The organism is Wenyingzhuangia gracilariae, from assembly GCF_056387575.1.
The window spans coordinates 399,226-424,941 of record NZ_CM150748.1 but is presented as its reverse complement, the minus strand read 5'-3'; the positions used below and the strand labels follow the sequence as shown (position 1 = coordinate 424,941).

The 25,716-nt window shown below is 32.1% G+C and carries 21 protein-coding genes; 13 read left to right on the top strand and 8 right to left on the bottom strand.

The window, feature by feature from the left end; translation table 11 throughout:
* Positions 1-13: 13 nt before the first annotated feature.
* The 8 genes from ACY2IJ_RS01635 to ACY2IJ_RS01600 all read left to right on the top strand — a co-directional run bounded on the left by ACY2IJ_RS01635 (position 14) and on the right by ACY2IJ_RS01600 (position 10,608).
* Positions 14-235 (top strand): helix-turn-helix domain-containing protein, encoded by a 222-nt coding sequence (locus tag ACY2IJ_RS01635; protein ID WP_476725426.1) that lies wholly within the window; start codon positions 14-16, stop codon positions 233-235.
* Positions 232-1,461 (top strand): DNA cytosine methyltransferase, encoded by a 1,230-nt coding sequence (locus ACY2IJ_RS01630; RefSeq protein ID WP_476725425.1) that lies wholly within the window; start codon positions 232-234, stop codon positions 1,459-1,461. The genes ACY2IJ_RS01635 and ACY2IJ_RS01630 overlap by 4 nt, the downstream gene beginning before the upstream one ends.
* The gene (locus ACY2IJ_RS01625; RefSeq protein ID WP_476725424.1) at positions 1,458-3,317 is read left to right on the top strand and encodes an ATP-binding protein; all 1,860 of its coding nucleotides are present in this window, start codon (positions 1,458-1,460) and stop codon (positions 3,315-3,317) included. The genes ACY2IJ_RS01630 and ACY2IJ_RS01625 overlap by 4 nt, the downstream gene beginning before the upstream one ends.
* 149 nt (positions 3,318-3,466) lie before the next feature.
* Complete coding sequence (locus ACY2IJ_RS01620) at positions 3,467-4,030, top strand: hypothetical protein (RefSeq protein WP_476725423.1); 564 nt, start codon at positions 3,467-3,469, stop codon at positions 4,028-4,030.
* A 322-nt stretch (positions 4,031-4,352) separates the two neighbouring features.
* The gene (locus ACY2IJ_RS01615; protein WP_476725422.1) at positions 4,353-4,856 is read left to right on the top strand and encodes a GbsR/MarR family transcriptional regulator; all 504 of its coding nucleotides are present in this window, start codon (positions 4,353-4,355) and stop codon (positions 4,854-4,856) included.
* Between the two features lie 35 nt (positions 4,857-4,891).
* Positions 4,892-6,022, top strand: a complete 1,131-nt coding sequence (locus ACY2IJ_RS01610) for an efflux RND transporter periplasmic adaptor subunit (protein WP_476725421.1) — start codon at positions 4,892-4,894, stop codon at positions 6,020-6,022.
* A gap of 23 nt (positions 6,023-6,045) precedes the next feature.
* On the top strand, positions 6,046-9,186 hold the full coding sequence (locus tag ACY2IJ_RS01605; RefSeq protein ID WP_476725420.1) for an efflux RND transporter permease subunit: 3,141 nt from the start codon (positions 6,046-6,048) through the stop codon (positions 9,184-9,186).
* A 3-nt stretch (positions 9,187-9,189) separates the two neighbouring features.
* On the top strand, positions 9,190-10,608 hold the full coding sequence (locus ACY2IJ_RS01600; protein WP_476725419.1) for an efflux transporter outer membrane subunit: 1,419 nt from the start codon (positions 9,190-9,192) through the stop codon (positions 10,606-10,608).
* 1,152 nt (positions 10,609-11,760) lie between these two features.
* On the opposite strand, the gene ACY2IJ_RS01595 is transcribed toward ACY2IJ_RS01600, so the two are convergent.
* Genes ACY2IJ_RS01595 through ACY2IJ_RS01580 form a run of 4 tightly spaced genes read right to left on the bottom strand, consistent with a single transcriptional unit; the run spans position 11,761 to position 15,612 of the window.
* Complete coding sequence (locus tag ACY2IJ_RS01595) at positions 11,761-12,240, bottom strand: hypothetical protein (RefSeq protein ID WP_476725418.1); 480 nt, start codon at positions 12,238-12,240, stop codon at positions 11,761-11,763.
* A 39-nt stretch (positions 12,241-12,279) separates the two neighbouring features.
* Positions 12,280-13,443 carry a sigma-54-dependent transcriptional regulator gene (locus tag ACY2IJ_RS01590; RefSeq protein ID WP_476725417.1) on the bottom strand — a complete coding sequence of 388 codons (1,164 nt, stop codon included), beginning with the start codon at positions 13,441-13,443 and terminating at the stop codon, positions 12,280-12,282.
* An 8-nt stretch (positions 13,444-13,451) separates the two neighbouring features.
* On the bottom strand, positions 13,452-14,699 hold the full coding sequence (locus ACY2IJ_RS01585) for an ABC transporter permease (protein WP_476725416.1): 1,248 nt from the start codon (positions 14,697-14,699) through the stop codon (positions 13,452-13,454).
* Positions 14,692-15,612, bottom strand: coding sequence for an ABC transporter ATP-binding protein (locus ACY2IJ_RS01580; protein WP_476725415.1), 921 nt, complete (start codon positions 15,610-15,612; stop codon positions 14,692-14,694). Before ACY2IJ_RS01580 ends, ACY2IJ_RS01585 begins: the two co-directional genes overlap by 8 nt.
* 252 nt (positions 15,613-15,864) lie before the next feature.
* Here ACY2IJ_RS01580 and ACY2IJ_RS01575 point away from each other — a divergent pair, with 252 nt between their 5' ends.
* Genes ACY2IJ_RS01575 through ACY2IJ_RS01555 form a run of 5 tightly spaced genes read left to right on the top strand, consistent with a single transcriptional unit; the run spans position 15,865 to position 22,085 of the window.
* A complete protein-coding gene (locus ACY2IJ_RS01575) occupies positions 15,865-16,296 on the top strand; it encodes a MarR family winged helix-turn-helix transcriptional regulator (protein ID WP_476725414.1) in 432 nt (143 codons plus the stop codon).
* Between the two features lie 2 nt (positions 16,297-16,298).
* Positions 16,299-18,701, top strand: coding sequence for a 3-hydroxyacyl-CoA dehydrogenase/enoyl-CoA hydratase family protein (locus tag ACY2IJ_RS01570; RefSeq protein ID WP_476725413.1), 2,403 nt, complete (start codon positions 16,299-16,301; stop codon positions 18,699-18,701).
* A 39-nt stretch (positions 18,702-18,740) separates the two neighbouring features.
* Complete coding sequence (locus ACY2IJ_RS01565; RefSeq protein ID WP_476725412.1) at positions 18,741-19,034, top strand: four helix bundle protein; 294 nt, start codon at positions 18,741-18,743, stop codon at positions 19,032-19,034.
* A 13-nt stretch (positions 19,035-19,047) separates the two neighbouring features.
* A complete protein-coding gene (locus ACY2IJ_RS01560; protein WP_476725411.1) occupies positions 19,048-20,235 on the top strand; it encodes an acetyl-CoA C-acyltransferase in 1,188 nt (395 codons plus the stop codon).
* A gap of 53 nt (positions 20,236-20,288) precedes the next feature.
* Complete coding sequence (locus ACY2IJ_RS01555; protein ID WP_476725410.1) at positions 20,289-22,085, top strand: acyl-CoA dehydrogenase family protein; 1,797 nt, start codon at positions 20,289-20,291, stop codon at positions 22,083-22,085.
* A 131-nt stretch (positions 22,086-22,216) separates the two neighbouring features.
* Here ACY2IJ_RS01555 and ACY2IJ_RS01550 read toward each other — a convergent pair whose 3' ends face one another.
* The 4 genes from ACY2IJ_RS01550 to typA form a co-directional block, all read right to left on the bottom strand.
* Complete coding sequence (locus ACY2IJ_RS01550) at positions 22,217-22,372, bottom strand: hypothetical protein (RefSeq protein ID WP_476725409.1); 156 nt, start codon at positions 22,370-22,372, stop codon at positions 22,217-22,219.
* Between the two features lie 11 nt (positions 22,373-22,383).
* The gene (locus ACY2IJ_RS01545) at positions 22,384-22,869 is read right to left on the bottom strand and encodes a YchJ family protein (protein ID WP_476725408.1); all 486 of its coding nucleotides are present in this window, start codon (positions 22,867-22,869) and stop codon (positions 22,384-22,386) included.
* Between the two features lie 32 nt (positions 22,870-22,901).
* Entirely contained in the window at positions 22,902-23,771 is an 870-nt protein-coding gene (locus tag ACY2IJ_RS01540) for a hypothetical protein (RefSeq protein ID WP_476725407.1), read from the bottom strand.
* Positions 23,772-23,859: 88 nt separating this feature from the next.
* Complete coding sequence (typA, locus tag ACY2IJ_RS01535) at positions 23,860-25,632, bottom strand: translational GTPase TypA (RefSeq protein ID WP_476725406.1); 1,773 nt, start codon at positions 25,630-25,632, stop codon at positions 23,860-23,862.
* Positions 25,633-25,716 lie beyond the last annotated feature (84 nt).

The window sequence follows — 25,716 nt, the reverse complement described above, 5'->3', positions numbered from 1 at the left end:
ATTAGCTATAATTATGACATTTCTAGGTAAGTATTTTACTGATAAATCAATTAATAAAGCGGAAGTTTCTAGAAAAACAGGAATTAGAAAATCTCGTCTTAGTAATCTTAGCAAAAAAGAGGAATCAAATCTTAAAGCTGAGGAACTATATCTGATTTCTAAAGCTATTGATGCCGACCCAAAAGATATTCTTGAAAAAATATACGGACATATAAATCTGAATAAATCACTATGAAAAATTTGAACTTCATAGATTTATTTTCTGGAGCAGGTGGTTTATCAGAAGGATTTATAAAAGCAGGCTTTAATCCTATTGCTCACGTAGAAATAGACAAAAAAGCTTGTGATACTTTAGAAACAAGACTTGTCTATCATAAATTAAAAAAAGAGAACAAAGTCCAATTCTACTATGATTATATTTCTCAAAAAACTACTCGTGAAGATTTCTTGAAAAAACACGGCAATAATGAGATTTCAAATTCTGTAATTAACATTCCTATTGGTGGAAAAAACAATAAAACAATATTCAATAAAATTGACAATCTTATTGGAAGTCAACAAATTGATTTAATTGTAGGTGGTCCACCTTGTCAAGCCTATTCTCTTGTTGGAAGAGCAAGAGATAAAAATAAAATGCAAAATGACCCTAGAAATTTTCTTTATAAAGAATATGGAAAGTTTTTAAAGAAATATCAGCCAAAAGTTTTTGTGTTTGAAAATGTAATGGGTTTAATTACAGCCGATAAAGGAAGTTATTTTAAAAATATGCAAGCATATTTTAAAAGAATTGGTTTTGAACTAGATTATACAATCCAAAAATCAGAACATTTTGGAGTTTTGCAAAAAAGGAGACGAATAATATTAATTGGTTGGCAAAAAGGATTAGATTTTAAGTATCCTAAGTTCACAAAAACAGATATAAATTATACAATTGAAGATATACTTTCAGATTTAAAATATTTAAATCCTGGAGAGCAAAATTTAGTCACTAAATATGTATCGAATGCAACAGAATATCTAGAGAAGTTTGAAATTAGAAATGGTATTGACTTTGTTACTCAACACATAGCAAGACCTCATAACGAAAGAGATTTGAACATTTATAAAATTGCTATTAATAAATGGTTAAACAAATCAGAACGTCTCAAATATCCAGATTTGCCAAGCAAACTTAAAACTCACAAAAACGAAAAATCATTTGTTGACAGATATAAAGTTGTTGATATCAATGGACTTTCTCACACAATGGTTGCTCATATTGCTAAAGATGGTCACCATTATATCTATCCAAGCAGTCAGCAAGTAAGGTCATTATCGGTAAGAGAAGCTGCTAGAATTCAATCATTTCCTGACGATTTTTTCTTTGAAGGAGGTAGAAGTGCTGCTTTTCGCCAAATTGGAAATGCTGTTCCACCATTAATGGCAAATGAAATTGCTAAAAAAATTACAGAACAACTATGAATAAAAATTTAAAACTTGTATTTGACCCAAATACAATTGAGCACTTAGGTATCTCATTATATTCAAAATTACCAAGTGTATTATCCGAACTAATTTCAAACTCTTGGGATGCTGATGCAGATACAGTACTTATTAATTTTCAAGTTGATGATAATGGTAAAGAAATTCACTACACAGATGATGGTAATGGAATGGATTTCCAAGAACTACAAGAAAAATATTTAGTTATAGGGAGAAACAGAAGAAAAGACACAGAAAAACAGGAAAGTGATGTAAAAAAAAGAAAAGTCATAGGAAAAAAAGGACTTGGAAAATTATCTGTTTTTGGAATTTGTGATGTTATAGAAGTTATCTCAGTAAAAAATGGTTTTAAAAATCATTTTAAAATGAGTTTGGAAGATATCAGAAATAGTAAAGGCGAATATGAACCTGAAATAATTTCAAAAAATGAACCAACAGATGACGAAAAAGGAACAATTTTATACTTAAAAAAGATAAGAAGAAAATCTGATTTTGAACTCGACAAAATAGCGTTGAGTCTATCTAAAAAGTTTTTGATTTTTGACGAAATGAAAACTACTCTTTATTTGAATAATTCAAATGAAGTTCCAGTAACTAATGACCTAAAGTTTAGAGAGCTAAAAACACAATTCGAATGGAAATTTCCAGATGAGCAATACGATAAAGATTATGAACATTGGAAAGATATAGAAGGAAATATTTTCACCCTAGAAACACCTGTTAAGGATACTGAAATGAGAGGTTTGTACTTGACTTCAAGAGGTAAAATTGTTAATACAGCTGAATTTTATGGAGCAAGAGATAATGACCAATTTCATAGTTATGTAACAGGTTATTTAGAAGTAGATTTTATTGACGAATTTGATGAAGACGTTATTTCAACTGATAGACATTCCTTAAACTGGGAAAATGAAAAAACCAGAGAATTACAAGAATATCTACATAAAATTATTCGCAGAATTGGTAGTGAATGGAAAACTAAAAGAGCAGCGATAAAAAAAACATCTATTGTTGAAACTAAGGAATTAGATATAGACAAATGGCAAGGTGAATTACCTACTTATGAAAGAGAACTAAGTAATAAAATAATAGACCCAATTCTTGAAAATTCAAATATTGATGTTGAAGAATCTAGTGAGATAATTGGTAATGTTATAGATAAATTTAACAATCAAACATTTAAAGAATACGCTTCAAAAATTGCTGACATATCAAATCCTGAAGATATACCAACGCTTTTGAAGTTAATGGATGATTGGAAAGCTATAGAGGCAAAGGAAATTAAAGGATTAGCGGATGCAAGAATTGAGGTAATTAAGCAGTTTGAAACTTATTTAAATACTAACACTAAGGAAGTTCCAACACTACATAATTTCTTGAAAAAATTCCCGTGGTTACTAGACCCAAGAATTCTAGAGTTTAGAGATGAAGTAACGTATTCACAACTTTTAAAAGATGCTTTTCCAGAAGAAAAGCTTGAAGAAAAAAATAAGCGAATTGACTTTTTAAGCAGTAATGCTTTAGGCGAAATTCTTTATGTAATTGAAATAAAAAGAAGTACTTATAGAGTAGATGAAAAAGCAGTTGAACAAGCTTATAAATATGGGACTTTTTTAAAAAACAAATATGCTTCTGAAACAGGTTTTTCAAAAGTTGTTTGCTATGTTGTTGGTGGAGAAAAACATTCTGAAGATTATAACTTTAAAGCAAAGGAAGAAACTTATGCTAGGTCAGGAGAAGTTTTTGTAAAAACTTACAGAGAGCTTTTGGAACAATCAAAAGAATATCATAAAGAATTTATTGAAGCTTACAACAGACATAATGGAACTGAATAGCCAACACTGAAAGCCATACACATTTACAATTCACACAAGACCGTTAGTGTTAGTTAACCCCACATTTATAAAAACATAACTTACAACAACTTACTTATTACCCAATCAAAACGCAACATTTAAAGAAAAAACATTAACCAAATACAAAAATGAATAAAACAGGGGTTCCATTGTTAAAAAGCGAATTGACATTATTTCATCAATTTTTTAATGACAGGTTTGATGGACAAATGTTAGCTTTAAATACAGTTGTTAATTGTTGGGATATGTACCAGCATGGTATTTGGACTGTTCAAAAAAATAAATCTATTGTTGCTGCTTTGGATATGTGGCCTGTTAAAAAAGATTTTATAAAAGGATTGCAAAACGGACAATGGAGTGAATTGGCATTAACAGAAAAGCAATTAGATATAGAGCATAAAAAAATATGGCTATGGGGAGGCTTGGCAAAAGAAAAAGGAATTGGAAGTCGTGTTGTAACAGACTTGTTTTCTACTTTTTTTACATATTGGTTTTCAAGTATCGAAAATAATTTACCTATTTCTATTTATGCCTTGGCTTATTCATCAAGTGGTTTAAAAATTATCAATCGATTTGATTTTAAATTGATTGAAGAAGGAACAAACTTAAAAGATGGAATGGATTTGTACAAAAAGGACATTCAGAATTTAGAAGAACTTACTAAGTTGAAACAAGCACTTGGTGTTTCATAAGCTTTTATATGTTATGTTTTAAGAGAGTATCAAATACAATTGTATATAATTGCGTTTGAACAAAGTTAAAAATTGATGTTTCTTAGTATAGCAACGTTTAATCATACTTAAACACTTTACTTCTCGACTCTACTTCGGTCTAACTCAGCACAGGCTAATCGAAGACCGTATATTTTACAAAACATATAGTATTATCACCCCTCTTTTTATCGATAAGCATAAACATATGTTACATTTTGTTTTTAATAATAAATATTAGAGTTCTTTTAGTTCGGTTATAACCGAACTAGTCGTATATTTGCATTCTATAATTTAGAAAGTTATGAAAGAACAGATATGTAGTAAGAAAATGGCTTTGGTAGAAAAGCTAGGTGTGCACTTAGAAAAAAGAGAGCAATTGGCTCCTGTTGCAGCTAGAATTCTAGCCTATATTATTCTTACAGGAAAAAGAGGAACCACTTTTGACGAAATGGTTTGTGTTTTATGTGCTAGTAAAAGTACAATTTCTACACACCTGAATCATTTACAAGATTTAAAAAAAATTATTTACTACACCAAAACTGGCGATCGTAAAAAGTACTTCATCATTAATAAAGATATGATTTTACAACATATTGATGATATGATAGAAGAATGGGCAGAAGTTAAAACCTTGCATTTAGAAATAAAAGAATATAAAGAAATTATCAACAATAATAAGATAGAAAATGAAGATGAAAAATTTGAATTAAACTTCCATAATAACTACATCAAGTTTATAGATGATGCCAGCACATCTATTAAAGAGTTAAGAGCAAAATTAACAGATACCCAATTTGATCTTTAAAATAAAAAGAAAATTAATCACTAAAATTAAATAAAATGAATACAGTATATAAAGCAGCAGCACTAGTATTGGTCTCTGCAACCTTGTTTAGTTGCGGAAAAAGTAAAGCAGAAGCAACCGCACATGCCACAGCTCCCCCTCCTAGCATTCCGGTAACAACAATTCAACAAAAAACAGTTACAGGCTATACAGAATACCCTACTACTATAGAAGGAGTTGTAAATAGTGATGTAAGAGCCAAAGTATCGGGATACATTCAAAAAGTATTGGTAGATGAAGGCGAAAAAGTACACAAAGGACAAGCATTGTTTAAGTTAGAAACACAAACATTATCTCAGGATGCAGAAGCAGCAAAAGCAGCAGTAAACGTTGCCAAAGTTGAGGTTGACAAACTAATTCCGTTGGTAGAGAAAAAAATTATTAGTCCTATACAATTAGAAACAGCCAAAGCCAACTTAGCACAAGCCAAAGCAAATTACAGTAGTGTGTTTGCTAATATTGGTTATGCAACAATTAAAAGTCCTATAAATGGTTATGTAGGTGCTATTAATTTTAGACAAGGTGCTTTGGTTAGCCCTAATGATGCCACACCATTAACAACCGTAAGTGAAATAGACAAAGTATATGCGTTCTTTAGTTTTAATGAAGCTCAATACATAGACCACTTGCAACGTTATGAAGGAACTACCAAAGCCGAACGTATTAAAAATGCTCCAGATTTAACTTTGGTGTTGGCCAATGGAAAAGTATATTCAGAAAAAGGTCGTATTCAAACAAGTACTGGTCAAATCAATCAAAACACAGGTACCATTACAATTAGAGCTGCCTTTAACAACCCTAACGAATTGTTAACCAACGGGAATAGTGGAAAAATTAGATTGCCTATTGCCTATAAAGATGCAATTGTAGTACCACAATCTGCAACTTTTGAACAACAAAAAAATGTGATGATATACACGTTAGGAAAAGACAATAAAATTAAAGCTACTTTATTAAAAATAGCAGGTGTTGTAAATAACTTATACGTAGTAGAATCGGGGCTTAATGTGGGTGATAAAATTATTATTACCGGTGTTAACAAGTTAAGAAATGGGGCTACAATTTCTCCAAAAGACACTCCTTTTGAAGAAGCTATAAAACCTATAGCTACATTATTTAAAAATTAATTGAACCTAGAAATTTTACAATTATGTTAAAAACATTTATTGAAAGACCCGTTCTTTCAACGGTAATCTCTATCATTATAGTATTGCTAGGGGTTATTAGTATTACTAATTTACCCATAGAAGAATATCCTGATATTGCACCCCCTACCATTAAGGTAACAGCAAATTATACAGGAGCCAATGCAGAAACTGTATTAGAAAGTGTAATTATTCCTATTGAAGAACAAATAAATGGTGTAGAAGGAATGACCTACATTACCTCTACGGCATCTAACACAGGAGCAGCAGAAATTACGGTTTATTTTGACCAAGAAATGGATGCAGATATTGCTGCTGTAAACGTACAAAACCGTGTAGCAAGAGCTTCGGCATTATTACCACAAGAAGTAACACAAACAGGAGTAATTACACAAAAGCAAGAAAACAGTGCTTTGATGTTTATTTCTATGTACTCTAAAAACAAAGATTACGATGCTACTTTTATTCAGAATTACTTAAAAATTAATGTAATTCCTGCCATGCAACGTATTAGTGGTGTGGGAGATGTAAGTGTGTTTTCTCAGCAAGATTACGCAATGCGTATTTGGTTAAAACCAGAAAAATTAGCGGCTTACAACTTAATTCCTTCTGATGTAACTGCAGCTTTAAAAGAACAAAACTTAGAAGCTGCTGCAGGATCTTTAGGTCAGAACAGTGGAGAGTCTTTTTCTTACACTTTAACTTATAGCGGACGTTTTAAAAACGAAAGTCAGTATAGTGATATTGTGATTAAAGCCTTAGGAAACGGAGAGTTTTTACGTTTAAAAGATATTGCTACCATAGAATTAGATGCACAATCTTATGCTTCTAATGCCATGAGTTTAGGAAATCCTGCTGTATTTATGGGAATTTTTCAAACCAAAGGATCCAATGCACAAGAAATTATAGAAAACATTAAAGCAACTTTAGAAACCATTAAAAAAGACCTTCCTGATGGATTGGATATTTTTGTGCCTTATGATACTAGTTTGTTTTTAAATGCCTCTATAGAAAAAGTAATCAGTACTTTATTAGAAGCCTTTTTATTAGTATTCTTAGTGGTATTTATCTTTTTACAAGATTTAAGATCTACCTTAATTCCGGCCATTGCAGTACCGGTATCTATTATTGGTACGTTCTTTTTCTTAAATGTATTTGGATATTCTATCAACCTACTAACTTTATTTGCCTTGGTACTAGCCATTGGTATTGTGGTAGATGATGCCATTGTAGTAGTAGAAGCTGTTCATGCTAAAATGGACGAAGGTGAAAAGAATCCTAAAAAAGCAACCTTAGTTGCGATGAATGAAATCTCTGGAGCCATTGTTTCTATTACCCTAGTAATGGCCGCTGTATTTATTCCGGTAACTTTTATTACTGGACCTACAGGGGTGTTTTACGAACAATTTGGGGTAACTTTAATTATTGCTATTTTAATTTCAGCAGTAAATGCATTGACTTTAAGTCCTGCCTTGTGTGCTTTGTTATTAAAAACACACCATAAAGATGAGGAACTAAAAAGTAAAAATCCGTTACAACGTTTTTATACATTGTTCAATAGAGGTTTTAATGCTACAATTCACAAATACGGACAATCGTTGCAATTTTTATACAAAAACAAATTTGTATCTGTATTGTTATTGCTAATTGCTGGAGTTGGAATTTATTGGGCAGCCAATACAACACCTACAGGTTTTGTACCAAATGAAGATAGAGGAATTATTTTTGCCAATATTGAACTACCAGCCGGTGCATCTTTAGACAGAACCGATGCTGTAGCCAGAAAGCTATATGCAAAAATAGATGGAATAGAAGGGATTGATGCTGTTAACTTTATTAAAGGTAGAAGTTTAATTAATGGTTCTGGTTCTAACTACGGAATGGGAATTATTAAATTAAAAAATTGGAGCGAACGTGAAGATCCTTCTCTTTCTTCACAAGCCATTACTGGAAAATTATTTGGTGTTGCTGCAGGAGTTCCAGAAGCAAAAATTATTTTCTTTTCTCCGCCAAGTATTCGTGGTTTTGGTAACTCTGCTGGTTTTGAGGTAAACCTTTTAGATAAATTTGGAGGAGAATTTACAGACTTAGACAAAGCAAATCAAGATTTTGCTGCTGCATTAATGAGTCATCCTGAAATTAAATATGCTCAATCTGCATTTAACACCAATTATCCGCAATATGAAATGAAAGTAAATGTACCGCTAGCCAAAGAAAAAGGAGTTTCTGTTTCTAGCATATTTTCTACTTTACAAGGATATATTGGAGGAATATACGCATCGGACTTTTCTAAATTTGGAAAACAGTTTAGAGTCTACATTCAAACACTACCAGAAGACAGAGCAGACACCAATGCATTGAACAATATGTTTGTTAGAACCGACAAAGGTGAAATGGCTCCTATTACAGAGTTTGTAAAACTAGAAAGAGTATATGGACCACAAGCGGTAACACGTTTTAACTTGTTAAACAACACAAGTATTACAGGAGCAACTAACGAAGGATACAGTACAGGAGATGCCATTAGAGTTATTGAAGAAGAAGCAGCCAAATTGCCTAACAACTATAGCATTGCATATTCTGGTTTAACTCGTGAAGAAGTAAATGCAGGAAACCAAACAACGTTTATTTTTATTTTAAGTATTGTGTTTGTGTATTTCTTGTTAAGTGCTCAATACGAAAGTTATTTACTACCCTTTGCTGTAATTCTATCTTTACCATTTGGTGTATTTGGAGCCTATATTAGCACCAAGTTCTTAGGTTTAGAAAACAACATTTATTTCCAAATTGCTCTAATTATGCTGATTGGGTTGTTGGCCAAAAATGCCATTCTTATTGTAGAAATTGCCTTGCAAAAAAGAAAACAAGGAGAAGCCATTGTGCAAGCTGCCATTGATGGAGCAAAATCTCGTTTACGTCCTATTTTAATGACATCTTTTGCCTTTATTTTAGGATTAATGCCTTTAGTTTTAGCCAAAGGTGTAGGATCTGAAGGAAACAAATCTATTGGTACGGGTGCTGTTGGAGGTTTATTGATAGGAACCATTTTAGGTGTCTTTGTCATTCCAATTCTATTTATACTATTTCAATGGTTGCAAGAAAAAGTATCTAAAACAGCAGTAGAGTTAAACAAACAAATTGATTAAATCATGAAAAAAAATAGTAAATATATAGCAATCTTGATGTTAGGAGCCACCACACTCCTAACCTCTTGTCTGGCTGTTAAAGATTACAGACAACCCAAAGTAGAAGAAACTTCTAAAGATGTGTTTAGGGTTGATGAAAACACTGCCAAAGAAATGGACTCTGTATCTATGGCAAATGTATCTTGGAAAACCATGTTTACAGATGCTTATTTACAAGAATATGTACACCAAGGATTGCAAAACAATTTTGATTTGCAAATAGCCATCAAACAAATGAATTCTGCGGAGTCTTATTTAAAACAAGGAAAAGCAGGTTATTTGCCAACGTTTAGTGTTGGAGCCAATGTAACAGATCAAGGTATTTCTAAAAACAGTAGGTTTGGTGGACTGTCTCCTAATAGAAACATTCAAACCTATAGCTTATCGGGTAATTTATCTTGGGAAGCAGACATTTGGGGAAAAATACGCAGTAGCAAAAGAGCTAGTTATGCTAGTTATTTAAAGTCTACTGCTGCTCAACAAGCAGTTAGAACCGAATTGGTTTCTAGAATTGTAGGTACTTATTATCAATTACTTGCTTTGGATGCTCAGTTAGAAATTACAGAACAAACCATTGCTGTTCGTAAAAAAGGAGTAGAAACCATTAAGGCTTTAATGGAATCTGGTCAAGTGAATCAGGTTGCTGTAGATCAAAACATTGCTCAATACAACAGTGCCGAAGCATTAAAAGTAGATTTAGAAACAGCAATTTTTAAATTGGAAAATAGTTTTAGCATTTTATTAGGTATTCATCCTCAAGAATTTAAAAGAAGTGCTTTGAACAAACAAGCTATTGATACTGAAATGGAAATTGGCGTTCCTGCCTTACTATTAAGTAACAGACCTGATGTAAAATCTGCTCAATACAGCTTGATGGAAACTTTTGAATTGAAAAATGTAGCCAAAACCAATTTGTATCCATCGTTAACATTAACCGCTTCTGGTGGATTTGAAAGTTTAGCTGTTGACAATTGGTTGAGTGCAAATTCTATTTTTACCAATGTAATAGGTGGAATTGCACAGCCCATTTTTAATCAACGTAAGTTAAAAACACAGGTTGAAGTTGCTAAAAACAATGAAGAACAAGCTTTGTTAAATTATAGAAAAACATTGTTGGTTGCAGGTAGCGAAGTTTCTAACGCTCTTTTTGCGTATCAGGCAGAAACCACTAAATTTAAATACATTGTAAACCAAGCAGAAGCTCTAAGTCACGCTGAAGCAAATTCGGAAGAATTGCTAAAGAACGGATATGCTACGTATTTAGATTTATTAACTACTAGAGAAAGTGCTTTAAGTGCCAAATTAAATTTGGTAGATAGCAAGTTACAGCAACTATTAACGGTTGTAGATTTGTATAAAGCTTTAGGTGGTGGATGGAAATAAATCCTTTTACCTAATCTTAGAAATAAAAAAGCTCCAACGAATTAAAGTTGGAGCTTTTTTTATGGTAATATTTTGCATCTTAACTCATTTACAACTTAGCACAAGCTGCTTAATGACCTTTTAGGGGTATGTGTTATGGTCTTCGAGCGTAGTCGAGAAGGACAGTGTTAAGGTGTAAATAAAAGTTTCTACAATAAGAAAAATTCTAGTTCTCGACTCTACTTCAGTATAACTCAGTACAGGCTACTCGAATACCCTTTTAGGATTGTGTTGTGTTAATATTACGATCTTCGAGCGTAGTCGAGAAGTAGAGTGTTTAGGTGTGATTAAATGTTGCTATAATAAGAAAAATTCTAGTTCTCGACTGCGCTCGAACACCCTTTTGTAGATACGTAATGATGTATTGTTGACTTTGCTCGAACACCTTTTGGGGTTATGTGTTGTATTAATATTACGATCTTCGAGCGTAGTCGAGAAGCACAGTGTTTAGGTGTAAATAAAAGTTTCTACAATAAGAAAAATTCTAGTTCTCGACTGCGCTCGAACACCTTTTAGGAGAGCTAATGATGTTACTCAGTACAGGTTACTTGAACACCAAATATGTAATGATGTATTGTTGACTTCGCTCGAACATCCTTTGGGGTTGTGTGTTGTAATATTACGGTCTTCGAGCGTAGTCGAGAAGTAGAGTGTTTAGGTGTAATTAAATGTTACTATAACAAGAGATATTTCAGTTCTCGACTCCGCTCGAACACCTTTTAGGAGAGCTAATGATGTTACTCAGCACAGGCTACTCGAACACCTTTTGGGGTTATATGTTGTGTTAATATTACGATCTTCGAGCGTAGTCGAGAAGTAGAGTGTTTAGGTGTAATTAAATGTTACTATAACAAGAGATGTTTCTGTTCTCGACTCTACTTCGATGTAACTCAGTACAGGCTACTCGAACACCCTTTTAGGAGAGCTAATGATGTTACTCAGTACAAGCTGCTCGAACCCCCTTTTAAAGATACGTAATGATATGCTGCTCGATGACCTGTTGCAGTTGATTTAATTGTATTTAAGATAAAAGCTCCAACTGTTTAAAGTTGGAGCTTTTTTGTATAATATTTTGTGTCTCGATGTGGTCGATGAACTATTATGTTTATTTTATTAACGTGTTGGCCACAAAGCATTGTCATCGTCATCCCATTTTACACCGAACTGAATTTCTTGTAAAATTTCATCTGTAAACCATAAAAACATATTGGCTTCATCTATGTCTATCAATTCATGATTGGGTAGTTCTGGGGTTGAATAATCTTCAAACTCCATGTCTCCCAATTTATTTTGCTCAACAAAATCTTGAACTTCTTGAATCCCTTTTCCTACTAGACCTACTCCATTTAATTCAAAATAACTAGAGTTGATCGTTATGGTTTCTAGCTTCCAATCTTCTTCTTCATCAAAAGAAAAAGCAATACCACAATTGTCGTAATCCCAAGTTTCTACAGCATCACCTGTTTCAAAGTCTTTTTCTACAACTTTGTCTGTGGGCATTCCTAAAATGCTTAAAACATCAGATTTTAGCATTCCAAACTTAACAGCTCCAACCCCTGTTCCTATTTCAATATTTTTTATTTGTTCAATCATTGTATGTAGGCTTTGCCCTATTTATTAGAATTTTATTTTTTATTTACTTGCAAAAAGTTCAACATCAGTAGCACTAATTTCTTTTTCTCCTAAAATAAGTAATCTTTCTACTACATTTCTTAACTCTCGTATGTTTCCTGTCCAATTGTATTCTTGTAATTTTTCTATAGCTTCTTTAGAAAAAGTTTTAGGAGTCATCCCTTGTTCTTTTGCTATGATAACTGTAAAGTGGTTGATTAACATAGGAATGTCATCTCTACGATGATTTAACGAAGGTACTTCTATTAAAATTACTGCCAAACGGTGGTATAAATCTTCTCTAAAACGTCCTTCTTCTATTTCTTTACGCAAATCTTTATTGGTTGCTGCCAAAACTCTTACATCTACCTTAATGTCTTTGTCTGAACCTACTCTACTTATTTTATTTTCTTGCAAGGCACGCAACACTTTGGCTTGAGCAGACAAACTCATGTCTCCTATTTCATCTAAAAAAATAGTTCCACCATGAGCAGCTTCAAATTTTCCGGCTCTGTCTTTATTGGCACCTGTAAAAGAACCTTTGACATGCCCAAACAACTCACTTTCTATCAACTCTGATGGAATGGCTGCACAGTTAACTTCTACCATTGGAGATTTGGAACGTTCACTTAAATCGTGTAATCTATGTGCTACCAACTCTTTACCTGTTCCGTTAGGCCCTGTAATTAACACTCTTGCTTCTGTTGGAGCCACTTTATCAATCATTTGTTTGATATGAATTATGGGTTGGCTTTCCCCAATCATTTCATACTTTTTACTAACTTTTTTCTTTAGAATTTTATTTTCTACAATTAGTTGTTTTTGATCTAAGGCATTTCTAACGGTATTTAAAAGTCTGTTTAAATCTGGCGGTTTAGAAATATAATCATAAGCTCCCATTCTCATGGTTTGTACAGCTGTGTCTAAGTCTCCATGACCAGAAATCATAATAACTGGTATTTCTGGCTTTAAAGCTTTTATTTTTTCAAGCACTTCTACACCATCCATTTTAGGCATTTTAATATCACATAAGATCAAATCATACTCATGATTTTGAACCAATTCTAACCCTTTAATTCCATCTTCTACATCTTCAACTTCGTAAGTTTTATTTTCATCAGCTATAATGCGTTTTAAAACTCTTCTAATTGCATCTTCATCTTCAATAATTAAAATTTTACTCATAATGTACTTTATTGTTTTTGAAACATCCATTTTACCAACTGTTTCATATTGGGTTTATTTCCGTAAGTTAAGATTCCTATTCTATAAATTTTACTTGCTATATAAACAGTTGTGATAAAACTAACCAATAATAATGCCAAGGACAAAAGTATTTGCCACATAGGAACACCGTATGGAATGCGCATTAACATAACTATTGGAGAGGTAAAAGGGACAAAAGAAAACAAGGTGGCCGTATGTCCGTTGGCATTTCCGTTTACAACAGTAACAATACCAATATAAACCGCAAACATTAAAGGTAACAATATAGGATGTACAAATTGTTGGGTGTCGGTTTCACTATTTACAGCTGCTCCCACAGATGCGTAAAAACCGCTATATAACAAATAACCACTTAAAAAGAAAGCGATGAAACAAGTTATAATTTGTAAGTAATTTAAATCCCAAATAACGGTAAAAATCTGCATCATTTTTTGGGTTTCGTTTGCATTGCCTGGGATGGTAAATTTAAGAACCAACAAGCCTATTAAAAGCAATAATCCCCAGATAAAAAACTGTAAAATTCCAGCCAAAGCATTTCCTATAATTTTTCCTAACAGCAATTGGAAAGGTTTAACTGTAGATACCATAATTTCAATAATTCTACTATTTTTTTCCTCTATAATACTTCGCATTACTGAGTTTCCGTAAATAATTACAAACATCATAATTAAATACCCAGTACCTATTGCTACAGTTCCTTTTACCCATTTTTGGATTTCTTTTTTAGATTCTTTTTTATGAGTAATATGAACAATATTTGTAGTAGCTACTTGCTGAATGATATTTTTATCTATCTGGTGTTGCTCTAACAAGTATATTCTTCTGTGTTTTTCAATGATTGATTTTAAAGATTGTAAAGGAATATTTTGATCTCCATAAATTTCCATTACACTCAAACTTGGATTTGCATACACCAAACCATTAAAATCTGCATGATCTACCAATGTTTTGGCTTGCTCAAAAGAAATTGCATTGCCTTGTTCGCAAATAAGATTGGGGTGAGTTTTCTGAATTTCAGAATTTATTTCTGGAGTGGTAATGGTTAAAATTTTGTTTTGATGATTGTTTGCTTTTTCTTCCTTACTCGCAAAATAAAAAATAGCCGCAAACATACAGAGCATTAACAAAGGACTTAGAAAAATTAAAATCAAATAAGATTTGCTACGTACTTTGGTTATAAATTCTCTTTTTATAATTAACAGTAACTTATGCATTTTCTATTGTTTTTATAAAAATTTCTTGAAGACTAGGAATGTATTGTTTGAATAAAATTAACTCGCCCAATTTTAAAACGTCTTCTAATAAATTTGCTGATTTGTTTACTTTGGTTACTTCTAGCTTTAATATTTTAGGAGTTTGATTTAACACGTTAACACAATAGTTAGTGTTTTCTAAAAAAGAAGGTATGGCTGCATTGTTTAAAGATGTAATCTCTATTTGATAAAGTTCTTGTACGTGTTTTTGTTGGATTTCGGCAATGCTACCTTCTAATAAAATAGTTCCTTTGTGAATTAAACTCAAAGCATCACACATTTCTGCTACAGATTCCATTCTGTGTGATGAAAAAATAACCGTAGTTCCTTTACTAGCCAACGTTTTAATTTCGTTTGCAATTAAATTTGCATTTACAGGATCAAAACCGCTAAAAGGTTCATCTAAAATCAACAAATCAGGTTGATGCAGTACGGTTATGATAAACTGAACCTTTTGAGCCATTCCTTTAGACAAATCCTGGATTTTTTTCTTTTTCCAGTCTACAATATCAAAACGCTCTAGCCAATAATTTAGCTGAGTTCTTGCATCTGTTTTTGTCATCCCTTTTAACTGTCCAAAATACAAAGCCTGTTCTTCTATAGACATGTTTTTGTACAGCCCTCTTTCCTCTGGCAAATAACCTATATGCTGAATATGGTTTAAGGATAACTTTTTACCTTTAAACAAAACAGTTCCGTGGTCAGCTTCTATAATTTGATTTATGATTCTTATTAAAGTTGTTTTTCCTGCTCCGTTTTGTCCTATTAACCCATAAATAGTTCCCTTGTTAGTTTGTAAAGAAACCTCTTTTAAAGCTGTTTTAGAACCATAGGATTTTTGTAGGTTCTGTATATTCAGAATTATTTCTTGCATTACTGCTTTCCTTTAATTTTCGGTTTCAAAGATATTATAATGTTAGGTATATATACGGATATATTGATTGTAATATTCAAACTAAAAACTCAACCTACCCTTTGTTTATTTTTTTTACGTAATTACTTTATATTAAATTTTCATCACTAAAAACTACTATATATTAAAAAAGCTGTTAAAAAATCAACATATTAAATAATTTTATTTTCAAATATTGTGCAAGCATAGTTTATTTTTAGTATATTTAAGTCTATGAAAACAACACCTTTTGATTATTTATTTAGAAGTACCTGGCAATCCATTAACAAAATGTACAATGAGGAAGCCTTAAAAAGAAATAGTGTAATGACTATTGGCTTTGTATTAATTTGCATTCACTATAAAGACGGAACTCCTTCTACGCTATTAGGCCCAAAAATGGGAATTGAAGCAACTAGCCTATCCAGAACTTTAAAAAAAATGGAAGAACTAGAGTTGATTTATCGAGAAAAAAATCCTGATGACGGCAGAAGTGTATTGATAAAACTAACTGATAAAGGAAAAAAACAACGAGAGATTTCTAAACAACTCGTATTAAAATTTAATCAAACAGTAGCAGATAATTTAACCCCTAAACAAATAGAAACATTTAAAGTTGTGACAGAAACTATTCAGGAATTGATAGACCAAAAATTAATTTTTTAAGTATGAAAAAACACATCAACAAAATAGCAGTTATTGGTTCAGGAATTATGGGATCAGGTATTGCTTGTCACTTTGCAAATATTGGAGTTCAAGTTTTACTGTTAGACATTGCACCCACTGAATTAAGCAGTTCTGAAACAGCTAAAGGATTAGATTTAAATCATCCTTTGGTAAAAAATAGAATTGTAAATACAAACCTACAAAAAACCATAAAATCAAATCCTGCACCTTTATACACACAAAAGTTTGCTGATAGAATTACTACAGGTAATTTAACCGATGATATTCATAAAATTAAAGAGGTTGATTGGATTATTGAAGTGGTCGTAGAACGCTTAGACATCAAACAAAAAGTATTTGAGCAAATTGAAAAACATAGAACACCAGGAACAATTGTTACAAGTAATACCTCAGGAATACCCATTCAGTTTATGAACAAAGGGCGTTCTCAAGATTTTAGAGAACACTTTGCTGTAAGTCATTTCTTTAACCCTCCTAGATACTTAAAACTATTTGAGGTGGTTCCAGGTCCAGACTGTAAACCAGAGGTTATAGATTTTTTAATGAACTTTGGATCCCAATTCTTAGGAAAAACAACTGTTTTGGCCAAAGACACTCCTGCTTTTATAGGAAACCGAATTGGAATTTTTGGAATTATGAGCATGCTCCATATTGTAAAAGATTTGGAAATGACAGTAGAAGAAGTTGACAAATTAACGGGGCCTATTATTGGTAGACCTAAATCTGCCACTTTTAGAACGGTAGACGTGGTTGGTTTAGATACTTTGGTACATGTAGCCAATGGTTTGTACGAAAATTGCAAGCATGATGAGTCTGTAGCATTGTTTAAACTTCCTGATTTTATACAAACCATGTTAGACAATAAATGGTTAGGAAGTAAAACCGGACAAGGGTTTTACAAAAAACATGTAGATGACAAAGGAAAAAAATCTATTCTAGCTTTAGATTTAAATACCTTAGAATACCATCCTTCCCAAAAAGCTAATTTTAATAGTTTAAGCGCAACCAAAACCATAGATAATGTTACCGATAGGTTTAAAATATTAATCAAAGGACAAGACAAAGCAGGTGAGTTTTATAGAAAAACATTTGCTGCCTTGTTTGCCTATGTAAGTCATAGAATTCCAGAAATATCTGATGAAATCTACAGAATAGATGATGCTATGAAAGCTGGTTTTGGCTGGCAACACGGTCCTTTTGAAATTTGGGATGCCATTGGTGTTAACAAAGGAATTGCACTAATGAAATCTGAAAATTTATCGTATGCTGCTTGGGTAAATGAACTTAACACTTCAGAAAACTCAACATTTTATACTGTTAAAGAAGGAAAAAAACACTACTACAATATCAGCTCTAAAGAACAGGTTAAAATACCAGGACAAGATAGTTTCATCATTTTAAATAATATTAGAGAAAGTCAAACCATTTGGTCTAATTCAGAAGCTTCTATTCAGCATTTAGGAGATGGTGTTTTAAATGTAGAATTCCAATCTAAAATGAATACGTTAGGTAGCGGAGTTTTACAAGCTATAAATAAAGGGATTGATTTGGCAGAATCGGAATATGATGCTGTAATTTTAGGAAATCAAGCCACTAATTTTTCGGTAGGAGCCAATTTAGCCATGGTATTTATGTTGGCTATTGAACAAGAATATGACGAGTTAAATTTTGCCGTTCAATACTTTCAGAATACGGTAATGAGAATGCGTTACTCCTCTTGCCCTACCCTAATTACTCCTAGAGGATTAACATTAGGTGGTGGTTGTGAATTAAGTCTACATGCCGATAAAGTAATTGCAGCAGCAGAAACCTACACTGGTTTGGTGGAGTTTGGTGTTGGAGTAATTCCTGGTGGTGGTGGAACCAAAGAAATGGCTAAAAGAGTTTCAGATTCCGTTTTAAAAGATGATGTAAAATTAAATAGAATGCGAGATGCGTTCATCAATATTGCAATGGCCAAAGTAGCTACATCGGCACATGAAGCTTTTGATTTAGGATATTACAAAGAACACAAAGACCTTGTTGTTGTTAATGAACATCAACAAATAGCCACAGCCAAAAGACATGCTATACAAATGTTAGAAGACGGTTATTTAAAGCCTACACCTCAAAAAGTAAGAGTTTTAGGTCAGCAAGTCTTAGGAATGTTTCAGGTAGGAGCTGATAGTTTGGTGGCAGGAAAATACGCATCAGAACACGATCGATTGATTGCTAATAAATTGGGTTATGTAATGGCCGGTGGAGATTTGTCGGAACCTACGGAGGTATCTGAACAGTATTTATTGAATTTAGAACGAGATGCTTTTTTATCTCTTTTAGGAGAAAGAAAAACCTTAGAAAGAATTCAGCACATGCTAAAAACAGGAAAACCATTGAGAAACTAAAGTTTTGGTTAATGAGATCATAGAAATTAGATTTGAGAGATGCATAAAATAGAGGATTTAAAAATTTGGCAAAAATCTATTGAATTCAATAAAAGAAGTTCTAAATCAATTGCATCAAATATAGCAGAAGGAGCTGGCCGAAACTCTAATAAGGAATTTCATCATTTTTTAGGAATTGCTAATGGATCTGCTTATGAACGACAAACCCAATTAATATTATGTCATGAATTAAACTTTATCAATAAAAACAAACTAACAAGCGTTTTAGAATTATGTACAGAAATTCAAAAAATGATTTACGGTTTTCAAAACGCTCTAAAACCTCGTATCTAAAAACTCAAGACTAATGAATAAAACAGCATATATAATTAAAGGATATAGAACAGCAGTAGGAAAAGCTCCTAAAGGTTTATTTCGTTTTAAAAGACCTGATGAACTGGCTGCAGAAACCATTGAATATTTACTAGAAAAAACTCCCGAATTAGACAAAACTAGAATTGATGATGTGATTGTAGGAAATGCAATGCCCGAAGCAGAGCAAGGTTTAAACATGGGACGTCTAATTTCTTTAATGGGATTAAAAATTGATGATGTAGCTGGTATGACCGTGAATCGTTATTGTGCTTCTGGAATAGAAACCATTGCCATAGCAGCAGCTAAAATTCAGTCAGGTATGGCCGATTGTATTATTGCGGGAGGTGTAGAAAGTATGTCTTACATTCCTATGGGAGGATACAAACCTTCTCCCAACTACAAAGAAACCAAAGCAGGTAATGAAGAATATTATTGGGGAATGGGATTAACGGCTGAAGCAGTTGCAGAACAATTTAAAATCTCTAGAAAAGACCAAGATGCATTTGCTTTTCACTCACACCAGAAAGCTTTAAAAGCGCAAGCAGAAAACTTATTTGAAGATGATATTGTTCCCATTAACATAGAAGAAATTTTTGTAGATAACGATGGTAAAAAACAAACTAAAAACTATGAAGTAACCCAAGATGAAGGACCAAGAAAAGACACTTCTTTAGAAGTCTTAGCCAAATTAAGACCGGTATTTGCCAACAATGGATCTGTTACTGCAGGAAACTCATCGCAAATGAGCGATGGTGCTGCATTTGTAATTGTAATGAGCGAAGAAATGGTTAAAGAACTGAATTTAGAACCTGTTGCTAGATTGGTTTCTTTTGCTGCCGTAGGTGTAGAACCTAGAATTATGGGAATTGGTCCTGTAAGAGCGGTTCCTAAAGTCTTAAAAAATGCAGGAATGAGTTTAAAAGACATTGATTTAATTGAATTGAATGAAGCATTTGCTTCACAGTCTTTAGCCGTAATTAATGAACTGGGTATCAATCCAGATATTGTGAATGTAAACGGAGGAGCCATTGCCCTAGGGCATCCTTTAGGTTGCACTGGAGCAAAGTTATCTGTCCAACTTATTAATGAAATGAGAAGACGGAATAACAAATATGGTATTGTAACCATGTGTGTAGGAACAGGACAAGGAGCAGCAGGAATTTATGAATTTTTAAAATAACCTTTTTTAAACAAATAAAAATTTAGTTTAAAATTAATAAAGAAATAAATAGCATGAAAAATACAATCAAAGGAGGAGAATTTATAGTTAAAGAAACAAACGCTAACAATGTTTTTATTGTTGAAGATTTTACAGAAGAGCAATCTATGATGAAAGAATCTGTAAAGGAATTTATAGATCGTGAAGTTTGGCCACACAAAGAACGTTTCGAGAAAAAAGACTATGCTTTTACAGAAGAACTAATGGTAAAAGCAGGAGAAATGGGATTTTTAAGTATTGCTGTTCCTGAGTCTTACGGAGGAATGGGCATGTCTTTTATGTCCACCATTTTGGTCTGTGATTATATTTCTGGAGCTACAGGTTCTTTTGCTACAGCGTTTGGAGCACATACAGGTATTGGAACCATGCCTATTGTATTGTATGGTACCGAAGAACAAAAACAAAAATACGTTCCTAAATTAACTACTGGAGAATGGTTTGGATCTTATTGTTTAACAGAACCCGGTGCAGGTTCTGATGCCAACTCTGGAAAAACCAAAGCAGTATTGTCTGAAGATGGAACACATTATAAAATATCGGGTCAAAAAATGTGGATTTCAAATGCTGGTTTTTGCAACTTGATGATTGTATTTGCTAGAATAGAAGATGATAAAAACTTAACAGCTTTTATTGTTGAATATGACAAAGAAAACCCGAATGGAATTACTATGGGTGAGGAAGAAAAAAAATTAGGAATTAGAGCCTCCTCTACCCGACAAGTTTTCTATAACGAAACAATCGTTCCGGTCGAAAACATGTTGTCAGAAAGACAAAACGGATTTAAAATAGCTTTAAATATTTTAAATATTGGTCGAATTAAATTGGCTGCCGCTTGTTTAGATGCTAGTAGAAGAATTATACACAACGCAGTAAACTATGCCAATGAGCGTAAACAGTTTGGAACTAGTATTGCAAACTTTGGTGCTATTCAAGAAAAAATAGCATTAATGTGTACTAAAACTTTTGTAACAGAAAGTGGAGTGTATAGAGCTGCTGGAGATATTCAAAACAAAATTGATGCTTTAATTTCTGAAGGAATGCCTCATGCAGAAGCTGAATTAAAAGGAGTTGAAGATTTTGCTTTAGAGTGTGCCATTTTAAAAGTTTATGGATCCGAAGTAGGTCAATTTAATGCAGACGAAGGTTTACAAATTTATGGAGGTATGGGATTCTCTGAAGACACTCCTATGGAAGGTGCTTGGAGAGATGCTCGTATTTCTAGAATTTATGAAGGAACCAACGAAATTAACCGATTGTTATCTATTGGTATGCTGATGAAAAAAGCTTTAAAAGGAGAAATAGATTTAATGACTCCAGCCATGAATGTGGCTAACGATTTGATGGCTATTCCTTCTTTTGATACTCCTGATTACAGTGTTTTATTTTCTGAAGAAAAAGAGGTTTTAACAAAATTGAAAAAAACCTTTTTAATGATTGCCGGAAAAGCTGTGGAAAAGTTTGGAATGGAATTAGAAAAACAACAAGAAATTGTGTTGTGTGCTGCTGAAATTTTGATAGAAATTTACATGGCTGAATCTACATTATTAAAAACTGAAAAATTGGTTTCTAAAACATCTGAAAGTAAAGCTAGTTTACAAATTGCCATGACAAAATTAAACTTATTTAACGCAGTAGAAACCATTAACAGAAAAGGAAAAGAGGCTATTATTTCATTTACAGAAAATGACGAACAACGAATGTTATTAATGGGATTAAAACGATTTACAAAATACACTAACTATCCTAACATTGTAGCTTTAAAGAAAGAAATTGCTGCTGTAGCCATTGCTAAAAACGAATATCCTTGTTAAAGAAATAAAAAACTGTTTTTTCTCAGTTTTTTATTTAAAAAGCTATATATTAGCAAAGTAAATTTAGGTTGAATGAAATTTACGAAGAAATCAGAAATAAGAGTTTATTGCACACTCTATTTCTGATTTTTTTATTCTTCTTGTTTTGATTTTATCTGCTCTTTTAAAGCTTTAAGCCTATCTTTGTGAGCTTGTTCTTTGGCTTTAATTTTGTTCTTTTTTCTATCCATTAACTTGGTATGTTTGGATTTGTTTTTTGTGTTTTTATCGCTTCCTGCTTTTGCCATTGTAAGTTTTTTTATAGATGAATTCCATCAATATAAGTCCAATGCTTATTTTCTTTTACAAACCTAGAAGTTTCTGTAATTGTATTTTTAATACCTTTTTCTAAAAAATGGGCTACAAAAGTTACGTACCCTTCTTCTTTTTGGGGTCTTTCTGCTTTTATAATTTCTAAGCCTAACCACGTAACAGAAGTTGTCCATTGCAAAATTTCATCAGCTTCTTGTGTTGGTCTTGTAGAAGAATGATGACTTTTTAACAAATAATCTATATCGGCAACTACATAAGCAGTATATCTAGATTTCATTAATTGCAAGGGAGATTCTACTTTTAAAATGTCTTTGTGATATACACCACAACAAACTTTATAAGATTTTTGAGAACCACAAGCACACAACACCAATTCCCTATTGGCATTGGTTTTAGCCTCTAAATTAAACCGATGTTTTTTAGAAGATTGATTTTCTTTTTGTTTTTGTACTAGTTTAGAAAATTTAGACACAAGATTGTTTTTATGAATACACAAAAATACAACTAATCTTTTAGCTTGATTAAAAAGAGTTTTTGTTTGTTCTTATATTTTTTTCCGTTTACTTTTCGCTTAGAGGCCTCTCTAGATACATAAACTTCATTTTTATCTTTCCATGCAATTCCTTCTATTTGATTTGCATATTTTAATTTTGGGGTCAAATCTATTTTAGATACTTTTTGTTTGCTTAAATAAAAATCTTCTATCAAAATTAAATATGATTTGTAATCTTTATCATATGCTGTACCTATAAACTTGTTATTTTGATGATTGTATTCTATAGAAGTTAACAAGCAACCAATATCTAAAGAGTGTATTTTAATAGCACTATAGTTCCCTGGTTTTATGGGTAGTTTGTATATATTTGTTTGATAATTCCCCCAGTTTTTGGTAAATATTAATAATTGATTTTGGTATATGGTGATTGATTCACAATCAAAATTGGTATAGTGTTTTTGCCTTTCGTAAAAAAATTGATCTTCATAAGAAAAATATATTTTCTGAGCATTTACAGCATTCCTTCTTGCAATGTCTTTTTTTAAAATTTTATAAATAACCAAATTAGTTCTATCTCCATAATTATTACCTGTATCTGCAATATAAATGGCTTTTTCATCTTGGGCTATTGATTCCCAATCTATATTTTGAGCATTTTGAATTCTAACAGTTCTATTTCTTTTTCCCGTATAAGGATTTAAAATATATAGTTCTGCTTTTCCTCCAGAATCATTAAAAGAAATTAATTCTTTATTCCAATAAATTAAACCTGATGTTTCTTCAAGTTTTTTTGACAAGCTAACTTTTCTTTCAATTTTAAAGGATTGAGATGAAAGTAATTGTGTCCATAGCAAAAAAATCACAATAAAATACTTCATAATTTTAATTTACAAAAATATTATATGTTGGCATAAAAAAACTCTTTCAAAATTTGAAAGAGTTTTTTATAAATTTATGTGGTAAGTATTATCCTTTAAAGTTTATTTTTCTCATTCTTAAACTTTCTGGAGTTACTTCTAAATATTCATCAGCTCTAATGTATTCCATACATTCTTCTAAAGAAAAGTTTACTTTAGGAGCAATTTTCATAGCTTCATCAGTACCAGATTTACGCATGTTTGTTAACTGCTTTCCTTTAATTAAGTTTACAGCCATATCATCAGCTTTGCTGTTTTCACCAATTACTTGACCAATATAAATTTCTTCATTTATATCAATAAAGAATTTACCTCTATCTTGTAAACGGTCTAAAGCATATGCAGTTGCTTTACCAGCAGCAGCAGAAACAATAGCTCCTTTTTCTTCTTCGGTAAATTCACCTTTAAAAGGTCCGTATTCACTAAATCTGTGGTTGATAATTGCTTGCCCTTGAGTAGCAGTTAAAATTTTATTTCTTAAACCAATCAATCCACGAGATGGAATTGTGAATTCTAGATGTTGTAAATCTCCTTTAGGCTCCATAACCATTAAATCTCCTTTACGTAAAGAAACTAAGTTTACAGCTCTAGAAGAAACTTCTTCAGGAACATCTATAGATAATGTTTCGTATGGTTCACATTTTTTACCGTCTATTTCTTTAAAGATAACTTGAGGACGACCTACTTGTAACTCGTATCCTTCACGTCTCATTGTTTCAATTAAAACAGATAAGTGTAATACACCACGACCAAACACGTTAAATTTATCTTCAGAATCTGTAGTCTCTACTTTTAAAGCTAAGTTCTTTTCTAGTTCTTTAAACAGACGATCACGTAAGTGACGAGAAGTAACAAATTTACCTTCTTTACCAAAGAAAGGAGAGTTGTTGATAGTAAACAACATACTCATTGTTGGTTGGTCAATTTCTGTTCTTGGTAATGCTTCTGGGTTCTCTAAATCAGCAATTGTATCCCCAATTTCAAATCCATCAACACCTGTAATTGCACAAATATCTCCACATCTTACTTTTTCTACTTGGACTTTACCCATTCCCTCAAAAACATGTAATTCTTTAATTCTTACTTTTTTAGTAGAACCATCAGCTTTACATAACATGTAATCTTTGTTAACTTCTAAATCTCCTCTAAATATTCTTCCAATTGCAATTCTACCTGTAAATGCAGAAAAATCTAAAGAAGTAATTTGCATTTGAGGAGTACCTTCATTGTATTTTGTTGCTGGAATAGACTCTAATACTGCATCTAACAAAGGTACAATATCTTCAGTTTGGTTTTTCCAGTCAGTACTCATCCAATTGTTCTTAGCAGAACCATAAATGGTTGTAAAATCTAATTGCTCTTCTGATGCTTCTAGAGCAAACATTAAGTCAAAAACTTTTTCGTGAACTATATCTGGTGTACAGTTTTCTTTGTCTACTTTGTTTACAACTACAATAGGAGTTAACCCTAAAGAGATTGCTTTCCCTAATACAAAACGAGTTTGTGGCATTGGACCTTCAAAAGCATCAACTAGTAATAAAACACCATCCGCCATTTTTAATACACGTTCTACTTCACCACCAAAATCGGCGTGACCAGGAGTATCAATTACGTTGATTTTAGTTCCTTTATAATTTACAGATACGTTTTTAGAAAGAATAGTAATTCCTCTTTCACGCTCTAAATCATTGTTATCTAATAATAAGTCTGTACGTTCTTTACGTTCGTCTAAAACTTTTGCTTGATCAATGATCTTATCTACCAAAGTAGTCTTACCGTGGTCAACGTGAGCTATAATAGCAATGTTTCTTATTTCTTGCATGTTGTGCTTTAAATTTAAAGCGCAAAAGTAATTAAAAGAAGTTACATTTTAGGATTAAAAGTCATTTATTAACTTGATTCCTAT

Coding starts and splice junctions, on each gene's coding strand:
- ACY2IJ_RS01635 (WP_476725426.1), top strand. CDS start 14: ATGACATTTCTAGGTAAGTATTTTACTGATAAATCAATTAATAAAGCG.
- ACY2IJ_RS01630 (WP_476725425.1), top strand. CDS start 232: ATGAAAAATTTGAACTTCATAGATTTATTTTCTGGAGCAGGTGGTTTA.
- ACY2IJ_RS01625 (WP_476725424.1), top strand. CDS start 1,458: ATGAATAAAAATTTAAAACTTGTATTTGACCCAAATACAATTGAGCAC.
- ACY2IJ_RS01620 (WP_476725423.1), top strand. CDS start 3,467: ATGAATAAAACAGGGGTTCCATTGTTAAAAAGCGAATTGACATTATTT.
- ACY2IJ_RS01615 (WP_476725422.1), top strand. CDS start 4,353: ATGAAAGAACAGATATGTAGTAAGAAAATGGCTTTGGTAGAAAAGCTA.
- ACY2IJ_RS01610 (WP_476725421.1), top strand. CDS start 4,892: ATGAATACAGTATATAAAGCAGCAGCACTAGTATTGGTCTCTGCAACC.
- ACY2IJ_RS01605 (WP_476725420.1), top strand. CDS start 6,046: ATGTTAAAAACATTTATTGAAAGACCCGTTCTTTCAACGGTAATCTCT.
- ACY2IJ_RS01600 (WP_476725419.1), top strand. CDS start 9,190: ATGAAAAAAAATAGTAAATATATAGCAATCTTGATGTTAGGAGCCACC.
- ACY2IJ_RS01595 (WP_476725418.1), bottom strand. CDS start 12,240: ATGATTGAACAAATAAAAAATATTGAAATAGGAACAGGGGTTGGAGCT.
- ACY2IJ_RS01590 (WP_476725417.1), bottom strand. CDS start 13,443: ATGAGTAAAATTTTAATTATTGAAGATGAAGATGCAATTAGAAGAGTT.
- ACY2IJ_RS01585 (WP_476725416.1), bottom strand. CDS start 14,699: ATGCATAAGTTACTGTTAATTATAAAAAGAGAATTTATAACCAAAGTA.
- ACY2IJ_RS01580 (WP_476725415.1), bottom strand. CDS start 15,612: ATGCAAGAAATAATTCTGAATATACAGAACCTACAAAAATCCTATGGT.
- ACY2IJ_RS01575 (WP_476725414.1), top strand. CDS start 15,865: ATGAAAACAACACCTTTTGATTATTTATTTAGAAGTACCTGGCAATCC.
- ACY2IJ_RS01570 (WP_476725413.1), top strand. CDS start 16,299: ATGAAAAAACACATCAACAAAATAGCAGTTATTGGTTCAGGAATTATG.
- ACY2IJ_RS01565 (WP_476725412.1), top strand. CDS start 18,741: ATGCATAAAATAGAGGATTTAAAAATTTGGCAAAAATCTATTGAATTC.
- ACY2IJ_RS01560 (WP_476725411.1), top strand. CDS start 19,048: ATGAATAAAACAGCATATATAATTAAAGGATATAGAACAGCAGTAGGA.
- ACY2IJ_RS01555 (WP_476725410.1), top strand. CDS start 20,289: ATGAAAAATACAATCAAAGGAGGAGAATTTATAGTTAAAGAAACAAAC.
- ACY2IJ_RS01550 (WP_476725409.1), bottom strand. CDS start 22,372: ATGGCAAAAGCAGGAAGCGATAAAAACACAAAAAACAAATCCAAACAT.
- ACY2IJ_RS01540 (WP_476725407.1), bottom strand. CDS start 23,771: ATGAAGTATTTTATTGTGATTTTTTTGCTATGGACACAATTACTTTCA.
- typA (WP_476725406.1), bottom strand. CDS start 25,632: ATGCAAGAAATAAGAAACATTGCTATTATAGCTCACGTTGACCACGGT.